The 18,093-nt window shown below is 44.5% G+C and carries 17 protein-coding genes and 1 riboswitch; of the genes, 13 read left to right on the top strand and 4 right to left on the bottom strand.

The window, feature by feature from the left end; all coding sequences use genetic code 11:
• The first annotated feature begins 74 nt into the window (after positions 1-74).
• Positions 75-2,921, top strand: a complete 2,847-nt coding sequence (locus Q4519_RS11860) for a valine--tRNA ligase (protein WP_303512461.1) — start codon at positions 75-77, stop codon at positions 2,919-2,921.
• A 218-nt stretch (positions 2,922-3,139) separates the two neighbouring features.
• The gene (locus Q4519_RS11855; RefSeq protein ID WP_303512458.1) at positions 3,140-3,646 is read left to right on the top strand and encodes a 2TM domain-containing protein; all 507 of its coding nucleotides are present in this window, start codon (positions 3,140-3,142) and stop codon (positions 3,644-3,646) included.
• A gap of 54 nt (positions 3,647-3,700) precedes the next feature.
• On the opposite strand, the gene yaaA is transcribed toward Q4519_RS11855, so the two are convergent.
• The 3 genes from yaaA to Q4519_RS11840 form a co-directional block, all read right to left on the bottom strand.
• A complete protein-coding gene (yaaA, locus tag Q4519_RS11850; protein ID WP_232802798.1) occupies positions 3,701-4,477 on the bottom strand; it encodes a peroxide stress protein YaaA in 777 nt (258 codons plus the stop codon).
• An 85-nt stretch (positions 4,478-4,562) separates the two neighbouring features.
• Positions 4,563-5,672: a PilT/PilU family type 4a pilus ATPase gene (locus Q4519_RS11845; protein ID WP_303512456.1), complete on the bottom strand. Its 1,110-nt coding sequence runs from the start codon at positions 5,670-5,672 to the stop codon at positions 4,563-4,565.
• Between the two features lie 51 nt (positions 5,673-5,723).
• Positions 5,724-6,758: a type IV pilus twitching motility protein PilT gene (locus tag Q4519_RS11840; protein WP_232802796.1), complete on the bottom strand. Its 1,035-nt coding sequence runs from the start codon at positions 6,756-6,758 to the stop codon at positions 5,724-5,726.
• Positions 6,759-6,785: 27 nt separating this feature from the next.
• On the opposite strand from Q4519_RS11840, the gene Q4519_RS11835 reads away from it, so the two are divergent.
• The 7 genes from Q4519_RS11835 to hemW all read left to right on the top strand — a co-directional run bounded on the left by Q4519_RS11835 (position 6,786) and on the right by hemW (position 11,480).
• Entirely contained in the window at positions 6,786-7,493 is a 708-nt protein-coding gene (locus tag Q4519_RS11835) for a YggS family pyridoxal phosphate-dependent enzyme (protein WP_303512455.1), read from the top strand.
• Positions 7,494-7,538: 45 nt separating this feature from the next.
• Complete coding sequence (proC, locus tag Q4519_RS11830) at positions 7,539-8,360, top strand: pyrroline-5-carboxylate reductase (protein ID WP_303512453.1); 822 nt, start codon at positions 7,539-7,541, stop codon at positions 8,358-8,360.
• A gap of 8 nt (positions 8,361-8,368) precedes the next feature.
• On the top strand, positions 8,369-8,935 hold the full coding sequence (locus tag Q4519_RS11825; protein ID WP_232802793.1) for a YggT family protein: 567 nt from the start codon (positions 8,369-8,371) through the stop codon (positions 8,933-8,935).
• Positions 8,936-8,943: 8 nt separating this feature from the next.
• Positions 8,944-9,240: a DUF167 family protein YggU gene (yggU, locus tag Q4519_RS11820; protein ID WP_232802792.1), complete on the top strand. Its 297-nt coding sequence runs from the start codon at positions 8,944-8,946 to the stop codon at positions 9,238-9,240.
• 80 nt (positions 9,241-9,320) lie between these two features.
• A complete protein-coding gene (locus Q4519_RS11815; protein ID WP_232802862.1) occupies positions 9,321-9,725 on the top strand; it encodes a DUF4426 domain-containing protein in 405 nt (134 codons plus the stop codon).
• Between the two features lie 7 nt (positions 9,726-9,732).
• Entirely contained in the window at positions 9,733-10,335 is a 603-nt protein-coding gene (locus Q4519_RS11810; protein ID WP_233053913.1) for an XTP/dITP diphosphatase, read from the top strand.
• Entirely contained in the window at positions 10,335-11,480 is a 1,146-nt protein-coding gene (gene hemW, locus Q4519_RS11805) for a radical SAM family heme chaperone HemW (RefSeq protein ID WP_303512447.1), read from the top strand. Before Q4519_RS11810 ends, hemW begins: the two co-directional genes overlap by 1 nt.
• A gap of 72 nt (positions 11,481-11,552) precedes the next feature.
• On the opposite strand, the gene Q4519_RS11800 is transcribed toward hemW, so the two are convergent.
• The gene (locus Q4519_RS11800; protein ID WP_303512444.1) at positions 11,553-13,355 is read right to left on the bottom strand and encodes a TonB-dependent receptor; all 1,803 of its coding nucleotides are present in this window, start codon (positions 13,353-13,355) and stop codon (positions 11,553-11,555) included.
• Between the two features lie 35 nt (positions 13,356-13,390).
• A riboswitch (cobalamin riboswitch) is annotated at positions 13,391-13,619 on the bottom strand.
• A gap of 253 nt (positions 13,620-13,872) precedes the next feature.
• Here Q4519_RS11800 and Q4519_RS11795 point away from each other — a divergent pair.
• The 4 genes from Q4519_RS11795 to Q4519_RS11780 all read left to right on the top strand — a co-directional run bounded on the left by Q4519_RS11795 (position 13,873) and on the right by Q4519_RS11780 (position 17,609).
• On the top strand, positions 13,873-14,202 hold the full coding sequence (locus Q4519_RS11795) for a DUF3302 domain-containing protein (protein WP_303512532.1): 330 nt from the start codon (positions 13,873-13,875) through the stop codon (positions 14,200-14,202).
• Complete coding sequence (locus tag Q4519_RS11790) at positions 14,203-15,165, top strand: HlyD family secretion protein (protein ID WP_303512442.1); 963 nt, start codon at positions 14,203-14,205, stop codon at positions 15,163-15,165.
• Between the two features lie 61 nt (positions 15,166-15,226).
• Positions 15,227-15,817 carry a DNA-J related domain-containing protein gene (locus Q4519_RS11785; protein WP_232802788.1) on the top strand — a complete coding sequence of 197 codons (591 nt, stop codon included), beginning with the start codon at positions 15,227-15,229 and terminating at the stop codon, positions 15,815-15,817.
• A gap of 154 nt (positions 15,818-15,971) precedes the next feature.
• A complete protein-coding gene (locus Q4519_RS11780) occupies positions 15,972-17,609 on the top strand; it encodes a methyl-accepting chemotaxis protein (protein WP_303512440.1) in 1,638 nt (545 codons plus the stop codon).
• Positions 17,610-18,093: the final 484 nt, after the last annotated feature.

Below are 18,093 nucleotides of genomic sequence, written 5' to 3'. Positions count from 1 at the left end.
TCTGGCTAAGAGCTAACCCGACATGCAAGCTGTTTACTTGCATGGCATTAATTTGACAGAAGCTGACACTGAATATGGAAAAGACCTATAACCCTCAATCAATTGAGCAAAAGCATTACCAAAACTGGGAACAGAAAGGCTATTTCAAACCCCATGGTGATACCACCCAAGACAGCTACTGCATCATGATCCCGCCGCCAAACGTCACTGGTAGCCTGCATATGGGTCATGCCTTCCAAGATACGATCATGGATACCTTAGTACGTTACCAACGTATGAAAGGAAAAAACACACTGTGGCAAGTAGGCACCGACCACGCCGGGATCGCCACGCAAATGGTGGTTGAGCGTAAAATTGCCGCCGAAGAAGGCAAAACTAAAAATGATTACGGCCGTGAAGCCTTTATTGAAAAAATTTGGGATTGGAAAGCCGAGTCAGGTGGCACCATCACCAAACAACTACGTCGCCTTGGTGCCTCGGTAGACTGGGATCGTGAACGTTTTACCATGGATCCGGGCATGTCAAAAGCGGTACAAGAAGTATTCGTTAAGCTATTCCAAGAAGATTTAATCTATCGCGGTAAGCGCTTAGTCAACTGGGATCCAAAACTGCACACCGCTATTTCTGACTTGGAAGTTGAAAACCAAGAGAAAAAAGGCTTTATGTGGCATTTCCGCTATCCATTAGCCGATGGCGCAACCACAGCAGATGGTAAAGATTACATTATTGTCGCCACCACACGTCCTGAAACCATGCTGGGCGATACTGGTGTCGCCGTCAACCCAGAAGATCCACGCTACCAAAGCCTGATTGGTAAATTTATTGAATTACCTCTAGTAGGCCGCCGCATTCCTATCGTTGCTGATGAGCATGCCGATATGGAAAAAGGCACGGGTTGTGTAAAAATCACTCCAGCTCATGATTTTAATGACTATGAGGTAGGTAAACGTCATCAACTACCGATGATTAATATCCTGACCTTCAACGCAGAAATTCGCGACAGCGCCGAAGTGTTTAACACCAATGGTGAAAAATCAGATGCTTACAGCACTGAATTACCAGCGCAATTTCAAGGCCTCGAGCGCTTTGCCGCGCGTAAAGCCGTGGTTGCAGCATTAGATGAGCTGGGCTTATTAGACGAAGTCAAAGATCACGATTTAACCATTCCTTACGGCGACCGTGGTGGCGTGGTGATCGAGCCAATGCTGACTGACCAGTGGTATGTACGTGTTGCACCGCTAGCCAAAACCGCCACTGAAGCAGTTGAAAATGGTGATATTCAGTTTGTGCCTAAGCAATACGAGAACATGTACTTTTCTTGGATGCGTGACGTACAAGACTGGTGTATCTCACGCCAACTTTGGTGGGGCCATCGCATTCCAGCTTGGTATGATGATAAAGGCGGCGTGTACGTAGGCCATGACGAAGCACAAGTTCGTAGCGAAAATAACATCCCTGCCGATGTTGCACTGCGCCAAGATGATGACGTACTCGATACCTGGTTTTCATCCGCCCTGTGGACCTTCTCAACCTTAGGTTGGCCAGACGATACGGAAGCCCTAAAAACCTTCCACCCTACCGATGTGTTGGTCACCGGTTTTGACATCATTTTCTTCTGGGTGGCACGCATGATCATGATGACTATGCACTTCATCAAAGATGAGAATGGCAAACCGCAAGTGCCGTTTAAAACCGTTTATGTTACTGGTCTTATTCGCGATGAAAACGGCGATAAGATGTCAAAGTCTAAAGGTAACGTACTCGATCCGTTAGACATGATTGATGGCATCGACTTAGAAAGTTTAGTGAATAAACGCTGCGGCAACATGATGCAACCACAGCTGGCGGCAAAAATCGAAAAGAACACTCGCAAAGCTTTCCCTGAAGGCATTGAAACCCACGGCACCGATGCCCTGCGTTTCACCCTAGCGGCACTGGCCTCAACTGGCCGTGACATTAACTGGGACATGAAGCGTTTAGAAGGCTACCGCAACTTCTGTAACAAGCTTTGGAACGCCAGTAACTATGTGTTCATGCACACCGAAGACCAAGACTTAGCAGGCGCGGGCGAATTTAGCTTGGCGGATCGCTGGATCCAAGGTCAACTACAAAAAACCATCAAAACCTACCGCGATCACCTTGATGCCTACCGTTTTGACTTAGCGGCAAACACTTTATACGACTTTACCTGGAACGAGTTCTGTTCATGGTACTTAGAGCTAACCAAACCAGTGCTGTTTAAAGGTACGCCAGAGCAGCAACGTGGTACCCGTCAAACCTTGGTTGACGTGTTAGAAACGCTACTGCGTTTAGCACATCCTATGCTGCCTTATATCACTGAAGAGATTTGGCTACGCGTGAAGCCACTCGCAGGTAAAACGGGCGATACCATCATGCTGGAAGCCTTCCCAGAATGTGATGACAGCAAACTCGATGCCACTGCAATTGCCGATTTAGAATGGGTTAAGCAGGTGATCCTCGCGGTACGTAATATTCGTGGTGAAATGGACATTAGCCCTAACCTGCCACTGAATGCGTTACTTAAAAATGCATCCGCGGAAGATCAACGCCGCTTTAACGACAACCGTAGTTTCTTAAACTCGCTAGCAAAATTAGAGACAGTCACGGTACTGCAAGAAGGCGAAATTGCTCCGGCTTCAGTCACTAATTTAGTTGGCAAAATGGAGCTATTAATCCCAATGGCGGGCTTAATCGATAAAGAAGCAGAGCTGGCACGTTTAGCGAAACAAGCTGAGAAAGTGACTAAAGATCTTGATAAGGTCACCGCGAAACTAGGCAATGAGAAATTTGTTGGTAAAGCGCCGGAAGAGGTTATCGCCAAAGAGCGTGCCAAGCAGGAAGAGCTGCAAGGTACACTCGATAAAATTACCGAGCAACAGGCGACCATCGCTGCGTTGTAATTGCTCAATTAATCGCATTTTTCAAGGTCACCTTCGGTGGCCTTTTTATTGCCTACATCAACTGACAGACCCGACATCCCCTTTTCTGAACCAAATCTTCCCAATAAGAAAACAAAGCTAAGTTATTGATATTAAATACGTGTCACCTTAGTGTCACTTGCATGTCGTGGTTAAAAAGGTATGCTCTAGTAACCTTAGAGGCATGAAAGGATAACAGGATGTCGAAACCCAATATGATTAAAACATATCGCTTACAAAAGGCTTGGTCGCAAGAGCAACTATCGGAATTTAGTGGCGTCAGTGTACGCACCATTCAACGCTTAGAAAAAGGCGGACAAGGTGCACTTGAGACACTAAAAGCCATTGCGGCAACCTTGGACGTAGACATTCAAAAATTACAGAATATGCCTAACACTGAGGAAGCCAACATGAACACAAGTCAAGCTAGTGAACCACAAGATCCAGAGGCGATAAAACTAGCCCAAGCCAAAGCTGAGGTGCAAGAGCTGAAAGGCTTTTACAGTCACCTTTCAACCTATGTCTTGGTCATGTTATTACTTACTGCGATCAATTTATTTTTTAGTCCCTATTACTTTTGGGCAATTTGGCCAATGCTAGGTTGGGGTATCGGCATTGTTAATCATGCTCTAGGCGTATTTAATATTTGGCCAAAATTTGGCAAGGATTGGGAAGAAAAGCAAATTCAAAAACGTCTTAAAAAATAACCCAGCTGTGTAAAATGGGGAGTCCCCCCATTTTACGGTGCCCTTTCAGCAAAATTAATCTTGCTGATCGCGCTTAAATACTAACTCATAAGGCTTAGAGTCTATTTCTGAGAAGAAATACCCATCTAAATCAAACTGCTTAAGTTGTGCCACAGTCGTCAACTGATTTTGAATAATGTAGCGCGCCATTAAGCCGCGCGCCTTTTTCGCGTAAAAACTGATCACCTTGTACTGACCGTTTTTATTATCTTTAAAAACAGGGGTGACTAACTTACCTTTTAGGTCTTTACGTTTTACCGCTTTAAAGTATTCATTAGATGCTAAGTTAACCACCAGTTCATCACCTTGCTCTGCAAGGGCTTGGTTAACTTTGTCGGTAATTATATCGCCCCAAAATTCATACAAATTTTTACCGCGAGCGGTATCCAATTTTGTGCCCATTTCTAGGCGATAGGGTTGCATTAGATCTAACGGTTTCAGTAAGCCATAAAGGCCAGACAGCATCCGTAAATGCTGCTGAGCAAAGGCAAAGTCTTGCTCGCTAAAACTCGCCGCATCTAATCCGGTATAAACATCCCCTTTAAACGCAAGCAAGGCTTGGCGTGAGTTTTCTAAGTTAAACTCAGGTTGCCACTCAGCAAACCGCGCCGCATTTAAACCAGCTAATTTGTCGCTGATTTTCATCAACTGCGAAATTTGCAATGGCGTCAGCTCACGGCAACGTTTGATCAACTCATGGCTGTGCGCAACAAATTCAGGCTGACTAAAAGTGTCTGTCGCTAAAGGAGATTCATAATCTAAGGTTTTTGCAGGAGAAATTAGCACTAACATAACAACAATACTCTTTTTATAAGCAATAAAGCCCAGCCGCGTACGCGAACTGGGCTTAGAATAGTGACATCTTACCGCGCTGACATTACATGTCTACTGTGACATCATCCATCATGCCTGTGCCCAGATTATCATTGCCTTTTAGCTTTATCATTAGACGCAGATCGTTCGGAGAATCAGCATGAGCAAGGGCATCAGCGTAGCCAATTAAACCTTGCTGGAACAATTCAAACAAGGCTTGGTCAAAGGTGTTCATGCCCAGCTCGGTCGATTTGCTCATGATCTCTTTCAGTTCATGTAACTCACCCTTACGAATAATATCTGATACCAAAGGCGTATTGAGCAAAATTTCAAATGCACCACGACGAGTACCACCGTCTTGCGTTTTAATTAATTGCTGGGCCACCACGCAGCGCAAGTTAACCGACAGGTCAAATAAGAACTGCCGCTGCATATCTTCTGGCACTAAGTGCAAAATACGATCTAGCGCTTGGTTAGCATTGTTAGCGTGAAGGGTCGCCATACATAAATGCCCCGTTTCTGCAAACGCAATGGCAAACTCCATAGTCTCACGTGTACGGATCTCACCCAAAAGGATCACATCAGGTGCTTGACGCAATGAGTTTTTCAGCGCCATTTCAAATGACTCGGTATCTAACCCCACTTCACGCTGTGTGATAATGGATTTGCCATGCTGATGCACAAATTCAATCGGGTCTTCAACTGTAATGATATGACCACTAGCATGCATATTGCGATAGCCGATCATCGTGGCTTGTGAGGTCGACTTACCCGAGCCTGTCGCACCAACAAACAAGATCAGGCCGCGCTTTGCCATACATACTTCTTTAAGCACTTGCGGTAAGTGCAGCTCTTCAAAGGTGGGGATGCGCATTTCAATGCGGCGAATAACCATACCAGGCATGTCTTTTTGAAAGAATGCGCTAATACGAAACCGGCCGACTTTTTCAACGTTAAAAGCAAAGTTAGATTCTTTTTTCTCTTTAAACTCCGCCAGCTGCTGTTCATTCATGGCCTGGCTAGCCAGCTCATAGACAGCCGCTTCTGAAAATGACTCTTTGCCCGCTGATTGCAGCTGACCATTTACTTTAATGGCTGGCGGCATGCCTACCGAAATATAGACATCCGAGCCTTTCAGCTTATGCATACCGGTTAATAATTGCTCCAGTGTCATCCGTAACTCCTAGACAGTAGTTGTAATTGTCGCTTTAGCATCACTTGCCCCTTAGAAAGTATTAGCATCACTTGCCTTGGTCGCTGCATCGGCTTGAGAAACTTGCCCCGTATTAACTAGCTGACGCAAGCACTGATCTAATGTTTGCATGCCATGAGTCATACCTGTTTGGATCACAGAGTACATCTGAGCAATCTTATCCTCGCGGATCAAGTTACGAATTGCAGGAATCCCCATCATTATTTCATGGGCTGCAACACGGCCACCGCCATTTTTCTTTAACAAGGTTTGTGAAATTACTGCACGCAACGATTCCGACAGCATCGAGCGCACCATGTCTTTCTCCGCGCCGGGGAATACATCCACGATACGGTCAATGGTTTTCGCAGCTGAGGTGGTGTGCAAGGTACCAAACACTAAGTGACCCGTTTCTGCCGCTGTTAATGCTAAACGAATGGTTTCTAAGTCACGCATCTCACCCACCAGAATCACATCCGGGTCTTCACGAAGCGCACTACGCAGCGCGGCGTCAAAGCCATGGGTGTCTTTGTGCACTTCACGCTGGTTAATCAAACATTTTTTGTTTTGATGGACGAATTCGATCGGGTCTTCAATGGTTAAGATATGTTTGTAATCGTTGTCGTTAATGTAATCGATCATCGCCGCGAGGGTGGTTGATTTACCCGAGCCCGTTGGCCCGGTAACTAACACTAAACCACGGGGAGTCTTTGAAATTTTCTTGAAAATATCAGGGGCGTTTAAATCATCTAAGGTTAATACTTCACTTGGGATAGTACGAAATACCGCACCGGCACCGCGATTTTGGTTGAAGGCGTTAACACGAAAACGCGCTAACTCTGGCACTTCAAACGAGAAATCCGTTTCTAATTTTTCTTCAAAATCTTTACGCTGCTTGTCGTTCATGATGTCATAAATCAAGCTGTGTACTTGCTTATGGTCGAGAGCCGGTAAGTTAATCTTGCGCACTTCACCGTCAACACGGATCATGGGTGATACACCGGCAGAAAGGTGTAGATCCGACGCTTTATGCTTTACACTAAACGCCAATAACTCTGTAATATCCATAACCTAAGATTCCTGTAGTAAACTATTATGAGCACACTATCGAAGCAACTCACTACGGTTTTATCTCAAATTGAACAAGCGGCATCCGCTGCTAATCGAGAAAAACATGAAATAAAACTACTGGCGGTCAGTAAAACCAAGCCAATAGCACAAATTAAAATGGCCTACGCCGCAGGCCAACGCCTGTTTGGTGAGAACTATGTGCAAGAAGGCATAGAAAAAATTCAAGCTCTCAGCCAAGACGCAGATATCGTTGAGCCAATTGAGTGGCATTTTATCGGACCACTGCAATCAAATAAAACTAAACCCGTGGCTGAGCATTTTAATTGGGTACAAAGTATCGACCGTTTAAAAATAGCGCAGCGCCTAAGCGATCAACGCCCCGCACACCTCTCGCCACTGAATATCTGCTTACAGGTCAATATTAGCGGAGAAGCCAGTAAGTCGGGAACCACTTTATCTCAAGTTATTGAACTCGCATCACAAGTAAGTGCATTACCACGTTTAAAACTGCGTGGCATCATGGCCATACCGCAAGCAACCGATGACGAAAACATCTTAAATAACAGCTTTCAACAATTACATCGGTTATATTTGCAACTACAGCAAACCTACCCCGAGATGGACACCCTATCCATGGGCATGAGTGGTGATATGATACCGGCCATCGCTAATGGCAGTAGCATGGTTAGAGTGGGAACCGCCATTTTTGGCGCGCGCGATTATTCCGCTTAAGATATCAGCGCATAACATTAACAACGGATTTATAAAGAGACTCACATGGAACAAAAAAAGATTACCTTTATCGGTGCCGGCAACATGGCAAGCAGTTTGATCGGCGGCCTACTTCAAGACGGTTATGATAAAACGTGTTTATTAGCCAGTGACCCTAGTGATGAAAACCGCAGCAAAATGCAGCAACAGTTTGCTATTGGCACCCAAACTAACAACGCAGAAGCGGTAGCTTGGGCAGATGTGGTTGTACTAGCGGTTAAGCCACAGATTATGGCTGCAGTGTGCCAAGACATCGTCGACCAAGGCGCCGACTTATCCGGTAAACTATTTGTTTCAATTGCAGCAGGCATCTCGGTGTCACGTTTACAAGGCATTTTAGGTAACGTACCAGTAGTGCGCACCATGCCCAACACGCCAGCCCTGTTACAGCTTGGCATGACCGGCTTATTTGCATCTGCTCAAGTCAGTGACAGCGATAAAACCTTTGCAGGCGATCTAATGGCAGCGGTAGGTAAAACCGTTTGGGTTGAAGACGAGGCACAAATTAACGGCATTATCGCCGCCTCTGGCAGTGCGCCGGCCTATTTCTTCTTATTCATGGAAGCAATGGAGCAAACTGCGATTGAAATGGGCTTTACCCCAGAGCAAGCACGTCTATTGGTGCAACAGTCAGCATTAGGCAGCGCGCAAATGGTGGTACAAAACCCTGACCTTGATTTAGCCACCTTACGCACCAATGTTACTTCTAAAGGTGGTACCACTGCCGAAGCTGTTCGCACTTTTAACGAACAAGGTTTAACTGACACAGTTAAGCAAGCCATGACCGCAGCTGCCAAGCGCGGCGCGCAAATGGAACAACTCTTCTAGGAGGCAAAATGGGCACTAACCCGTTTGATTTTTTAATTAACACCCTGTTTGATTTATATATTTCAGTGGTTATTTTACGCTTGTGGCTACAAGTAGTTCGGGCCGATTTTTATAATCCATTCTGTCAGTTTGTGGTAAAGGCAACAAACCCATTGCTCAAACCACTGCGCCGCGTGATCCCCGGCTTTGGTGGCTTTGACTTTGCCAGTGTGGTGTTACTGCTGATTATCGTATTAGCTAAGTTATTGTTGCTGCAATACCTTAACTTTTTACCTTATGCCATGAACAGTGTCGGTGGTTTATTGCTAATAACGGCATTAGTTGCCCTAAAGAAAATCGGTTACTTGCTGTTTTGGGTACTGATTATTCGCGCCATATTAAGCTGGGTTAGCCAAGGCCGTAGCCCTATAGAATATGTAATGTATCAGTTAACTGAACCTCTCATGGCGCCGATTAGACGTATGCTCCCTTCAATGGGCGGACTGGATTTATCCATATTAGTGATTTTTATCCTACTGCAGTTTATCAATTACGGTATGTTGAGCTTAATCGGCCCACTTTGGCTAATGCTCTAGATTAGTCGATGAATGCCATAACCCGACAAGGCGAAGACTTAGTGCTTCGCCTTTATATTCAACCTAAGGCTAGCCAAGATAAAATCATGGGGCTACACGGTGACGAGCTGAAAGTGAGCATTACCGCACCGCCTGTGGACGGCAAAGCCAATAGTCACCTAATTAAATTTTTCAGTAAAATATGTAAGGTTGCTAAGGGTCAGATCTTGATAGAGAAAGGTGAGTTAGGCCGACATAAACAAGTGCGGATCTGTGCGCCCAAAGTGATCCCATCAGCGCTTTTACCACTAATAGATCATACTTAAAACGACCATTCAGCACAGCCAAACCGGAGTTAGTAATGTCAATCCTCAAACTGCCTATATTAGGCTTGATAACCAGCCTAATGCTGTTCATTAGCCCAATGGGTCAAGCAGAGCAAAAACAAACCTTTGCCAACCTTGATATTCATTACATCGCTTTAAACTCAACGTTTTTAACGCCAAAAATTGCCCGAGCCTACAAGATTAAACGCAGTGCTTATAACGGCTTGATAAATATCAGCGTGCTTGATACCAACCAAGTTGGCAATCCCGGAGTAGAAGCAAAATTAACTGGTACCGCCAGAAACCTATTAGGCAACAGCATCACTTTAGCGTTTCGCGAAGTAAAAGAAGGCAATGCCATTTATTATTTAGCCGAAGTGCCGTTTCGCAATGAAGAAACCTTCACCTTTGACATTAAGGTGGAAAGCCAAGGAAAAAGTAACAAATTGAAGTTCATTCAAAAATTCTACGTTGAAGATAATTGAGACCAGCATGAAACAATTAGTATTAGCCACAGGTAATCTAGGAAAAGTAAAAGAGTTAAGTGAATTATTAGCCGCTTTTGATCTAGAAGTATTACCACAAAGCCACTTTAAGGTGTCAGACGTACCAGAAACCGGCACCACTTTTGTTGAGAATGCCATTATTAAAGCGCGTCATGCTGCTTATATTACTGGCTTACCTGCGATTGCTGATGATTCAGGCTTAGAAGTTGACTTTCTAAAGGGGGCTCCGGGTATTTATTCCGCCCGCTATGCTGGCGAACGCGCTACCGACCAAGATAACATCAATAAATTGCTGAAAGAACTCGAAGGAGTGCCTGAGTCACAACGCACTGCTCGCTTTCATTGTGTATTAGTATTGATGAACCACGCTGATGATCCCACCCCCGTTATTTGTCATGGTAAATGGGAAGGATACATCACCACCGAAGCCGTCGGCGAAAATGGCTTTGGTTATGACCCCGTATTTTTTGTGCCAACAGAAGGCGTGGTCAGTGCGCAACTGGATAAATCGCGTAAAAACCAATTAAGCCATCGCGGCAAAGCGCTGCAGTTACTGAGCACTAAAATCAACAAGAAACTGGGCCAATAATGCTAACCCTGCCACCGCTGAGCTTATATATTCACATACCTTGGTGTGTACAAAAATGCCCGTATTGCGACTTTAACTCCCATGGCTTAAAAGGCGACATTCCTGAAGCTGAGTATATTGATGCCCTACTCGAAGACTTAAGCCTTGAAGCGCAATATGTCCAAGGCCGAGCGCTGCACAGTATCTTTATTGGTGGCGGTACGCCGAGCCTATTAACCGCAGAAGCGATGGCAAGGCTGCTCAAAGGCGTTGCACAACAAATCCCGTTTAGCCAAAATATTGAAATCACCATGGAAGCAAATCCTGGCACGGTAGAAACCGAGCGTTTTGCTGGCTTTATCGCCGCCGGTGTAAACCGTATTTCCATTGGCGTGCAAAGCTTTCAACAACCTAAGCTCAATTTGTTAGGCCGCATTCACGGCGAAGATGAAGCCGTTAATGCCGCCAAGCTTGCCAGTGCTAGCCCACTCAATAGCTTTAATCTCGATTTGATGCACGGTTTGCCAAATCAAAACCTTGATGACGCACTGTTTGATTTAACCACCGCAATCGATTTAGCGCCGCCCCATTTATCTTGGTATCAACTAACAATCGAACCCAATACGCAATTTGCATCTAAACCGCCAACGCTACCTGATGACGATATCTTGTGGGATATTTATGAGCAGGGCCACCAGCGCTTAATTGCTGCAGGTTATCAGCAATATGAAATATCCGGTTACGCGAAACCTAGTAAGCAATGTCAGCACAACTTAAATTACTGGCGCTTCGGCGACTACTTAGGTATTGGCTGTGGCGCTCATGGTAAAGTGACGCTGCCAGAGCAAAATAAGATTATCCGCACCACTAAGGTGAAACATCCTAATGGCTATCTTGATCCTGAGCGCGCATATTTAGATCAGCTTAATGAAGTTAAGCCGGATGAATTGCCCTTTGAGTACATGATGAACCGCCTGCGCCTATTTGAGCCGTTTGATAAAAACGAATTTAGCCAACGCACCGGCCAATCACCAGATATGTTGCAAACAGCAATTGATGCCGCACTAAGCAAAGGTTTACTACTGGATCTGGATGAGCAGTGGCAAGTTAGCCCACTCGGCCATCGCTATTTGAATGAACTATTAGCGTTATTTATGGACGAGTAAGCTAAGTTAAAGACAACGACACTAAAAAGGGCCTTTTGGCCCTTTGTTCATTTAGCGCTACAACTAAAACACTTAAAAGCGGTATGAGCCGGTTACATAATAACTACGCTCTGCGGTGTTGTAGTTTTTCTTCACTTCATATTCTTTATCGAACAAGTTAGCTATACGACCTCGTAACACCAAGCCGTTACTGAAGTAATAGCTAGTTGCTAGGTCAGCTAAGAAGTACCCCTTTAGCTTATTTGTATTAGCAGCATTATCGTAACTATCACCTTGATATAAGGTAATGACATCAAACTGGAGGTCTTGGTAGCGATAATTCAGATTCCATTTGGCTAAATGTCGAGCGCGGCGAGGCAAATACTTATTTGTTTTTTTATCCTTGGCATTAACATGATCATATGACAACTGATGATTTAGCGCCCCCGTGGCAAATTCGGCTTGAATTTCTAGGCCTTTTATCTCTGCCTCACTTACATTTTCAGGCATGTAATAATTAGGGGCAGGCCAAATTATCAGGTCTTCAATCTCACTTTGATAGGCAGTGAAACGAAAATCAACACTATCAAGCACCACTTCTGCGCCTAAATCGTAGCTCAACGACTGCTCTGGTTTGAGCTTTGGGTTACCTTTACTGTAAGGCGATTCTGGATAATACAGGTCATTAAAGGTTGGCGCTTTAAATGCAGTGCCAATTGAACCTAGCAGGCGTACTTGCTCGACAACTTGATAACCTGTCGCTAATTGCCACGTGGTTTTACTACCATAGCTTTGGTTATCATCTAGGCGCGCGCTGGCTTCAATACTTAATGGCGCAAGTTGATAATCTAGATTGATATAAATCGCTTTGTTGTCGCGTGTCGACTTAGCATAAGCCGCGCTATCAGTGCCCACTTCGTCTTGATACCACTCAACACCAGAAGTAATAGTGACAGCTTCATTAGCCGCAGCACTGACTAAAAGATTAACTAAATCACGATTAGTTTTGAATACATCATGGGATGTTGCTGAATAGTCGTCACTTTTGTCTTGGTTTGTCGCCAACGTTAGTTCACCAAATAGCCACTCCCCTTGGTAATTAAGCTTACCAGCCACGTTGTAGTTTTCAGTTTCACTATAAGTATCTTCAGCCCATGCACTATCATAGTCAGATTGACCTTGCTGAAAATACCCTTGCAAGCTGGCACGCCACTGTTGGTTAAATTGCTTGCCCAGTTCAGCCACAAAACTAGTGTTATGAAAGCCATCTTTATCTTGATCGACCGGCGCTTTTTGCGCGGAGAAACCTTCTGCATTGTCATGCTTGACTGCAAATTTAACCCAAGCGTCGTCTTTAAGCGCCGCTGCTGCTGCGGTTTCAATACTAGAAAACTCACGAGAGCCCAGGCTAGTACTCAATTCACCGTACTCTTCGCCTTGATAACTGGTGATCACATTAATCACGCCGCCCATGGCATCAGAGCCATAAATCGCCGCACGCGGGCCACGCACAAATTCAATGCGCTCAATTCCGGTTAACGGTATTTGGCCAAAGTTTGCCGAGCCAGTGGTCGCGCTGCCGATACGCACGCCATTGATTAACAGTAGAATATGCTTACTGGAGGAGCCACGAACAAAAATGTCAGTTTGCTGGCCGAAGCCGCCTTCATTGACTTGAATACCAGGTAAACGACGCAGTACCTCAGCAAATGACTTGGCTTGAATCGCTTCGATTTCTTCCTTTTCAATCACAGCGACCGACGCTAATGAACTAGCTAATGGCTGCTCGGTTCGATTAGCGGTGACGATAATAGTGTCATCCTCAGCAATATTTTTTGCGGTTGCATAGGGCAAGCACAGCGGCGTCAATGCCACTGCGAGAAGTGTTTTTTTCATTTTTTGAAAACCTTATTCGCGTTAAAAACCTAAGCGTCCATCGCTTAGTTGCTGACCGGTATTCGGACTTAAGAGACTGCCCAAGTGGGCGCTAAAACACGACTTCCCAGAGTAAAGTTAAACTATCGGCTCCAGTGTCTGAGGTTGCCCTCGGTATTTTAGTATTCTCTATCACCGCTGCGCGTCAGTCAGGGATTTACACCCTGTTCCCGCCATGGCTTTTAATAATTAAGGCCTAGCATAATCAGCATTCGCGCGCATGCTAAGGAGCAAGAGCCCAAATGTCTAGTAATCTCTGAGACTATTTAACCATTTTATCTTGATTTTTATCGTTCAGCAGAACGACTACAAAGGGTTAGAATTAAGCATCTTATTTACAATACAACTTCAACAAGCTCTTAGAAAAATAAAGGGTCGCTCATACCACAATATTTCCCCTAGACAATTTCAAACTACCTTCTGACACATAAAACACATATACTAAAAAAATTTAACAACCACATTAAAAAAGGATCAAATAGTGCTTGATTATTTTGCTCTTGGGTTATTGGTGTTCGTCGCCATCACCTTTTTCTATGGCGTGATTGCCATACATGATATTCCTTATGAAATTGCGCAACATCGCAATCACCCACATCAAGATGCGATTCATGTTGCTGGTTGGGTTAGCTTATTTACTTTACACGTACTGTGGCCATTTTTATGGATTTGGGCCACGTTATATCGAGAGGATCGTGGCTGGGGCTTCGGCACAACAGGCCAAGACAATACGGTAGAAACCCTTTGTCTCAAAGTAGACGAATTAGAGAGTCGTTTGCGTGAACTAGAAAGCGAAGGAGACAAATAAATGGATTTACTACTAGTACTGACTTACACCGCAATCTGCGTAGTGGTATTCAAAGTCTTTAAAATTCCATTAAATAAATGGACTGTACCCACAGCTGTGCTTGGCGGTATAGCCTTAATTGGCACCTTAATTTTCATGATGAATTACAACCATCCTTACTCTGAGATGGCCCGTGAATATTATGTCACCACCCCTATCGTGCCGGCAGTAACAGGGCAAGTGATAGAAGTACCTGTGCAACCAAATGTGCCACTGAAAAAAGGCGACTTACTGTTTAAGATTGATCCCACCCCATTCCAAAGCATAGTTGACTCTCTCAAAGCACGTTTAAAAAGTGCCAATGATGATCTTAACCGTGCTATTGAACTAAAAAAACGTGGCGTAGGTAAAGCGCGCGATGTCGATGTCGCCCGCGCCTCTGTTGACGACATCAAAGCACAATTAGTCAGTGCTGAGTTTAAATTGGCACAAACCGAAGTTAAAGCCATGAGTGATGGCTACGTTGTACAGCAGGCTTTATATCCAGGAATGCTTGCAGTGGCGATGCCATTGCGACCAGTAATGATTTTTGTTAACAAAGACGGACAAAACTATTACACCGCTTGGTTTAGACAAAACAGCCTACTGCGCTTGAAGCCAGGCTATGAGGCCGAGATTGCGTTTGATGGTATTCCAGGACGCGTATTTACAGCAGAAGTGGCCAGCGTCGCTCCAGCAATGGTTGAAGGTCAAGTGCAACCATCTGGTACTATGATTTCACCGCTTACCGCACCACAAGCAGGTCGGGTTGCTGTGTTATTAAAAATAACCGATCCTGCATTTGACGAATTTAGTGATCAAGTGCCTGGTGGCTCATTTGGTCAAGCAGCGGTTTATTCCGACCACTTCCACCATGTAGCAATAATGCGTAAGATTTTGCTACGTATGTCATCTTGGATGAGCTACTTCTTCCCCTTCCATTAAAGCCCAACTGGCCACTGCAAAGCAGTGGCCAGTATTTAATAGGATTAGTAGGAGCCTGAATATGGAGAATCCATTTATTGAACCAATTTTCGAGCTGTTACTAAACACCCAACAGCCACTGAAGATTCACGATATAGGTCAAGCCCTCAAGCCGTTACAACAAGCTCAACTAGACGATGACCCCAACAGCCATCTATTTAAGCTTAACTTCTTAATTATGAATGCGCTTTACCAGCTGCAAGATGAGCTTATCAACGAATATTATCTACAGATAAGCAGCTTGCATATCGAGTTACTGGTAAAGCCGGAAAGGGACATTCAGCTAGTTAACACAAGCACCACTCATAACTTGAAAGCCTACTATTTAGATTGGCAAAACTACCTCACCAGTAATGAGGAAATAGCCCAATTACTCGCCCAGTTTTGGCAACAATTTCAACAACAGCCTACACAACCATCCAGCCTAAGTGAACAGCAAGCGCTAGAACTATTTCAACTGAATGAAGATGCAACTTTTGCCGAAATAAAACAACGCTGGCGAGAGCTTGCCCTCATTTATCATCCTGATCGTGGTTATCAGTCTCCAGAAAAATTCAAACAATATCATGCTGCTTGGCAGGCATTAAAAAACATCCATGTTTGCATTTCGTGATGAAGTTAGATTAATTCGCCAAAACAACAAGTACAACATCAAAAAACCTGATACTTACATAGATATTTTATTTATAAACCCATACTTTTAGTTTAGCTGTAAAACTTATATTGCTACTTTTAGTTCCACATTCAGCCATTCGATGAGGTGTCACGTGTTAAAAAAATTAAACTTTAGAGCCAAGTTAGCCATCCCGGTGGTGCTAGTAACAGTAGTATTCGTTGCTATTTTCTTATTCACGATTCACAAGTTCAATCAACAAGCTGAGTTCAATATTTTATATAGCCAAGAAATACAGCCTGTCCTAGCAGATTTAGGTGACGGTTATCGCGACCTTTACCAAGCCACTGCGGCCATCCAAGGTTTAGTGATAGCCAATGGCAATAAAGCACTGATCGAAAAACAAGTTTTTGAGTATAACGATAACGCCCCAAAAGCACGGAAACGAATTTTGGCAGCGCAGCGCTTAATCGATATCGGCCTATTCGCCCCATCAAATCAAACTCACTTAGATGAAATGGCACGTACCTTTGATGCTTGGTTAGCTATGACTAAGCCTTATATCGATAATCCAAATCAAGCTCCTCAATTATTCGCCGTTAATGGGGAAGAGTTAGAGCAAGCCTTTGATACTATGCGTGAAGCGCTAAAACGCATTGAAGATAACCTTGTTGATACTGTTCATGGATTCGAACAAGATAAACTTGCCAGTATTAGTAGTGCAAAAATGATGATGGAAGTAGGCGGTATCAGCGCCTTGGTCGCTGCCGCTGCGATCACTTGGCTACTCGGTAATATTTTGATCGCACCGATAAAACGCCTAACCACAGCCATGAAAAATATCGCATCGGGTGAAGGTGACTTAACCGCACGAGTGCCCGTTGAGACCCAAGATGAAATTGGCGATCTAGCTGAGTCGTTCAATACTTTTACCCAAAGAATACAAGAGACTATCACTGAAGTGATTATCTCATCGAATGCGGTACGTGCTGAGATGACCAACATTCAATCTATCACTCAGGGGGTTGCTCATGGCGCCAGTAACCAACAACTAGAAAGTGATGCGGTAGCCACAGCAGTTCATGAGCTCAACGCCACCAGCGAAACCGTGAGTCAGAATGCTGAAGACGCGGCTCACTCAAGTCAAGATGCCAATGATGAAGCCACCAGCGCAAAACACATCATCAGCACGACCGTAGTGTCAATTCAAGCGCTATCGAATGAATTGGCTCAAGCATCACAAGTGATTAATACCTTAGAACATGATGTAGGTGATATTGCATCAATTTTAGACGTTATTAGAGGCATTGCAGACCAGACTAACCTACTCGCTTTAAATGCCGCGATCGAGGCAGCCAGAGCTGGAGAACAAGGTCGAGGCTTTGCTGTTGTGGCCGATGAGGTACGCTCCCTCGCCAGTAAAACACAAGCCAGTACTGGCGAAATTCACAATATGATTGAAAAATTGCAAAACGGCGCCAAGCAAGCCGTCAGTGTCATGACTTCAAGCCAAGAAAGTGGAGAGCAAACAGCAACGCAGGCTGGCGAAGCTGGTGCGTCACTGGATGCGATTGTCAACGCTATCGCGATGATCAACGATCTCAATATTCAAATATCCACCGCAGCGAAAGAACAAAACCATGTCAGCGAAGAAGTGAGCAGTAATGTGCAACGTATCGCCGACAATAGTCACCAGGTGGTTGAAATGGTCGCTAGTGCAGAAAACGCTTGCGAGTCATTGGCGCAACAGTGTGAAAACTTGGATAGACTGGTCGCACAGTTTAAGGTTTAACAAAACCTGCCACTTAAATAAAAAGCGCTACGGCGCTTTTTTTATTGCCCGAATAACCGTCCATGTAAGCACAATAATAATCATATAAGCACTCAGATAGAAGGCCAAAGTAAACAGAGCAAATGGGTTAAGCAGATAGTCTAAATAATATTCGAGCCATGAACATGACCAAACAGCACCAAGCAATCCTGCGCAATGCGCACCATTGTATCCACCATAAGCGTAATAGATTGAACTGCCAACATGGAACAAAAACGTAAGGATTAACGGCAGTAGCAACCAATATCGTAATTTAAACAACACGCCCTCACCGAGAGATAAAGATAGCCAAATGATAAATGTATAGACAGAGTGGTGTTCGGACAAATTCAACGTAAAAAAAAGGCCTCGCTTTTAGCGAGGCCTTTAATATGGTGCCCAGACGCGGAATTGAACCACGGACACGGGGATTTTCAATCCCCTGCTCTACCGACTGAGCTATCTG

The organism is Motilimonas sp. 1_MG-2023, from assembly GCF_030547455.1.
Classification (GTDB): domain Bacteria; phylum Pseudomonadota; class Gammaproteobacteria; order Enterobacterales; family CBDFNC01; genus Motilimonas.
This window is presented reverse-complemented; position numbering and strand designations above follow the sequence as displayed.

Excerpts from the sequence above, each read along its gene's own strand:
- Q4519_RS11860 (WP_303512461.1), top strand. The coding sequence starts at position 75 with ATGGAAAAGACCTATAACCCTCAATCAATTGAGCAAAAGCATTACCAA.
- Q4519_RS11855 (WP_303512458.1), top strand. The coding sequence starts at position 3,140 with ATGTCGAAACCCAATATGATTAAAACATATCGCTTACAAAAGGCTTGG.
- yaaA (WP_232802798.1), bottom strand. The coding sequence starts at position 4,477 with ATGTTAGTGCTAATTTCTCCTGCAAAAACCTTAGATTATGAATCTCCT.
- Q4519_RS11845 (WP_303512456.1), bottom strand. The coding sequence starts at position 5,672 with ATGACACTGGAGCAATTATTAACCGGTATGCATAAGCTGAAAGGCTCG.
- Q4519_RS11840 (WP_232802796.1), bottom strand. The coding sequence starts at position 6,758 with ATGGATATTACAGAGTTATTGGCGTTTAGTGTAAAGCATAAAGCGTCG.
- Q4519_RS11835 (WP_303512455.1), top strand. The coding sequence starts at position 6,786 with ATGAGCACACTATCGAAGCAACTCACTACGGTTTTATCTCAAATTGAA.
- proC (WP_303512453.1), top strand. The coding sequence starts at position 7,539 with ATGGAACAAAAAAAGATTACCTTTATCGGTGCCGGCAACATGGCAAGC.
- Q4519_RS11825 (WP_232802793.1), top strand. The coding sequence starts at position 8,369 with ATGGGCACTAACCCGTTTGATTTTTTAATTAACACCCTGTTTGATTTA.
- yggU (WP_232802792.1), top strand. The coding sequence starts at position 8,944 with ATGAATGCCATAACCCGACAAGGCGAAGACTTAGTGCTTCGCCTTTAT.
- Q4519_RS11815 (WP_232802862.1), top strand. The coding sequence starts at position 9,321 with ATGCTGTTCATTAGCCCAATGGGTCAAGCAGAGCAAAAACAAACCTTT.
- Q4519_RS11810 (WP_233053913.1), top strand. The coding sequence starts at position 9,733 with ATGAAACAATTAGTATTAGCCACAGGTAATCTAGGAAAAGTAAAAGAG.
- hemW (WP_303512447.1), top strand. The coding sequence starts at position 10,335 with ATGCTAACCCTGCCACCGCTGAGCTTATATATTCACATACCTTGGTGT.
- Q4519_RS11800 (WP_303512444.1), bottom strand. The coding sequence starts at position 13,355 with ATGAAAAAAACACTTCTCGCAGTGGCATTGACGCCGCTGTGCTTGCCC.
- Q4519_RS11790 (WP_303512442.1), top strand. The coding sequence starts at position 14,203 with ATGGATTTACTACTAGTACTGACTTACACCGCAATCTGCGTAGTGGTA.
- Q4519_RS11785 (WP_232802788.1), top strand. The coding sequence starts at position 15,227 with ATGGAGAATCCATTTATTGAACCAATTTTCGAGCTGTTACTAAACACC.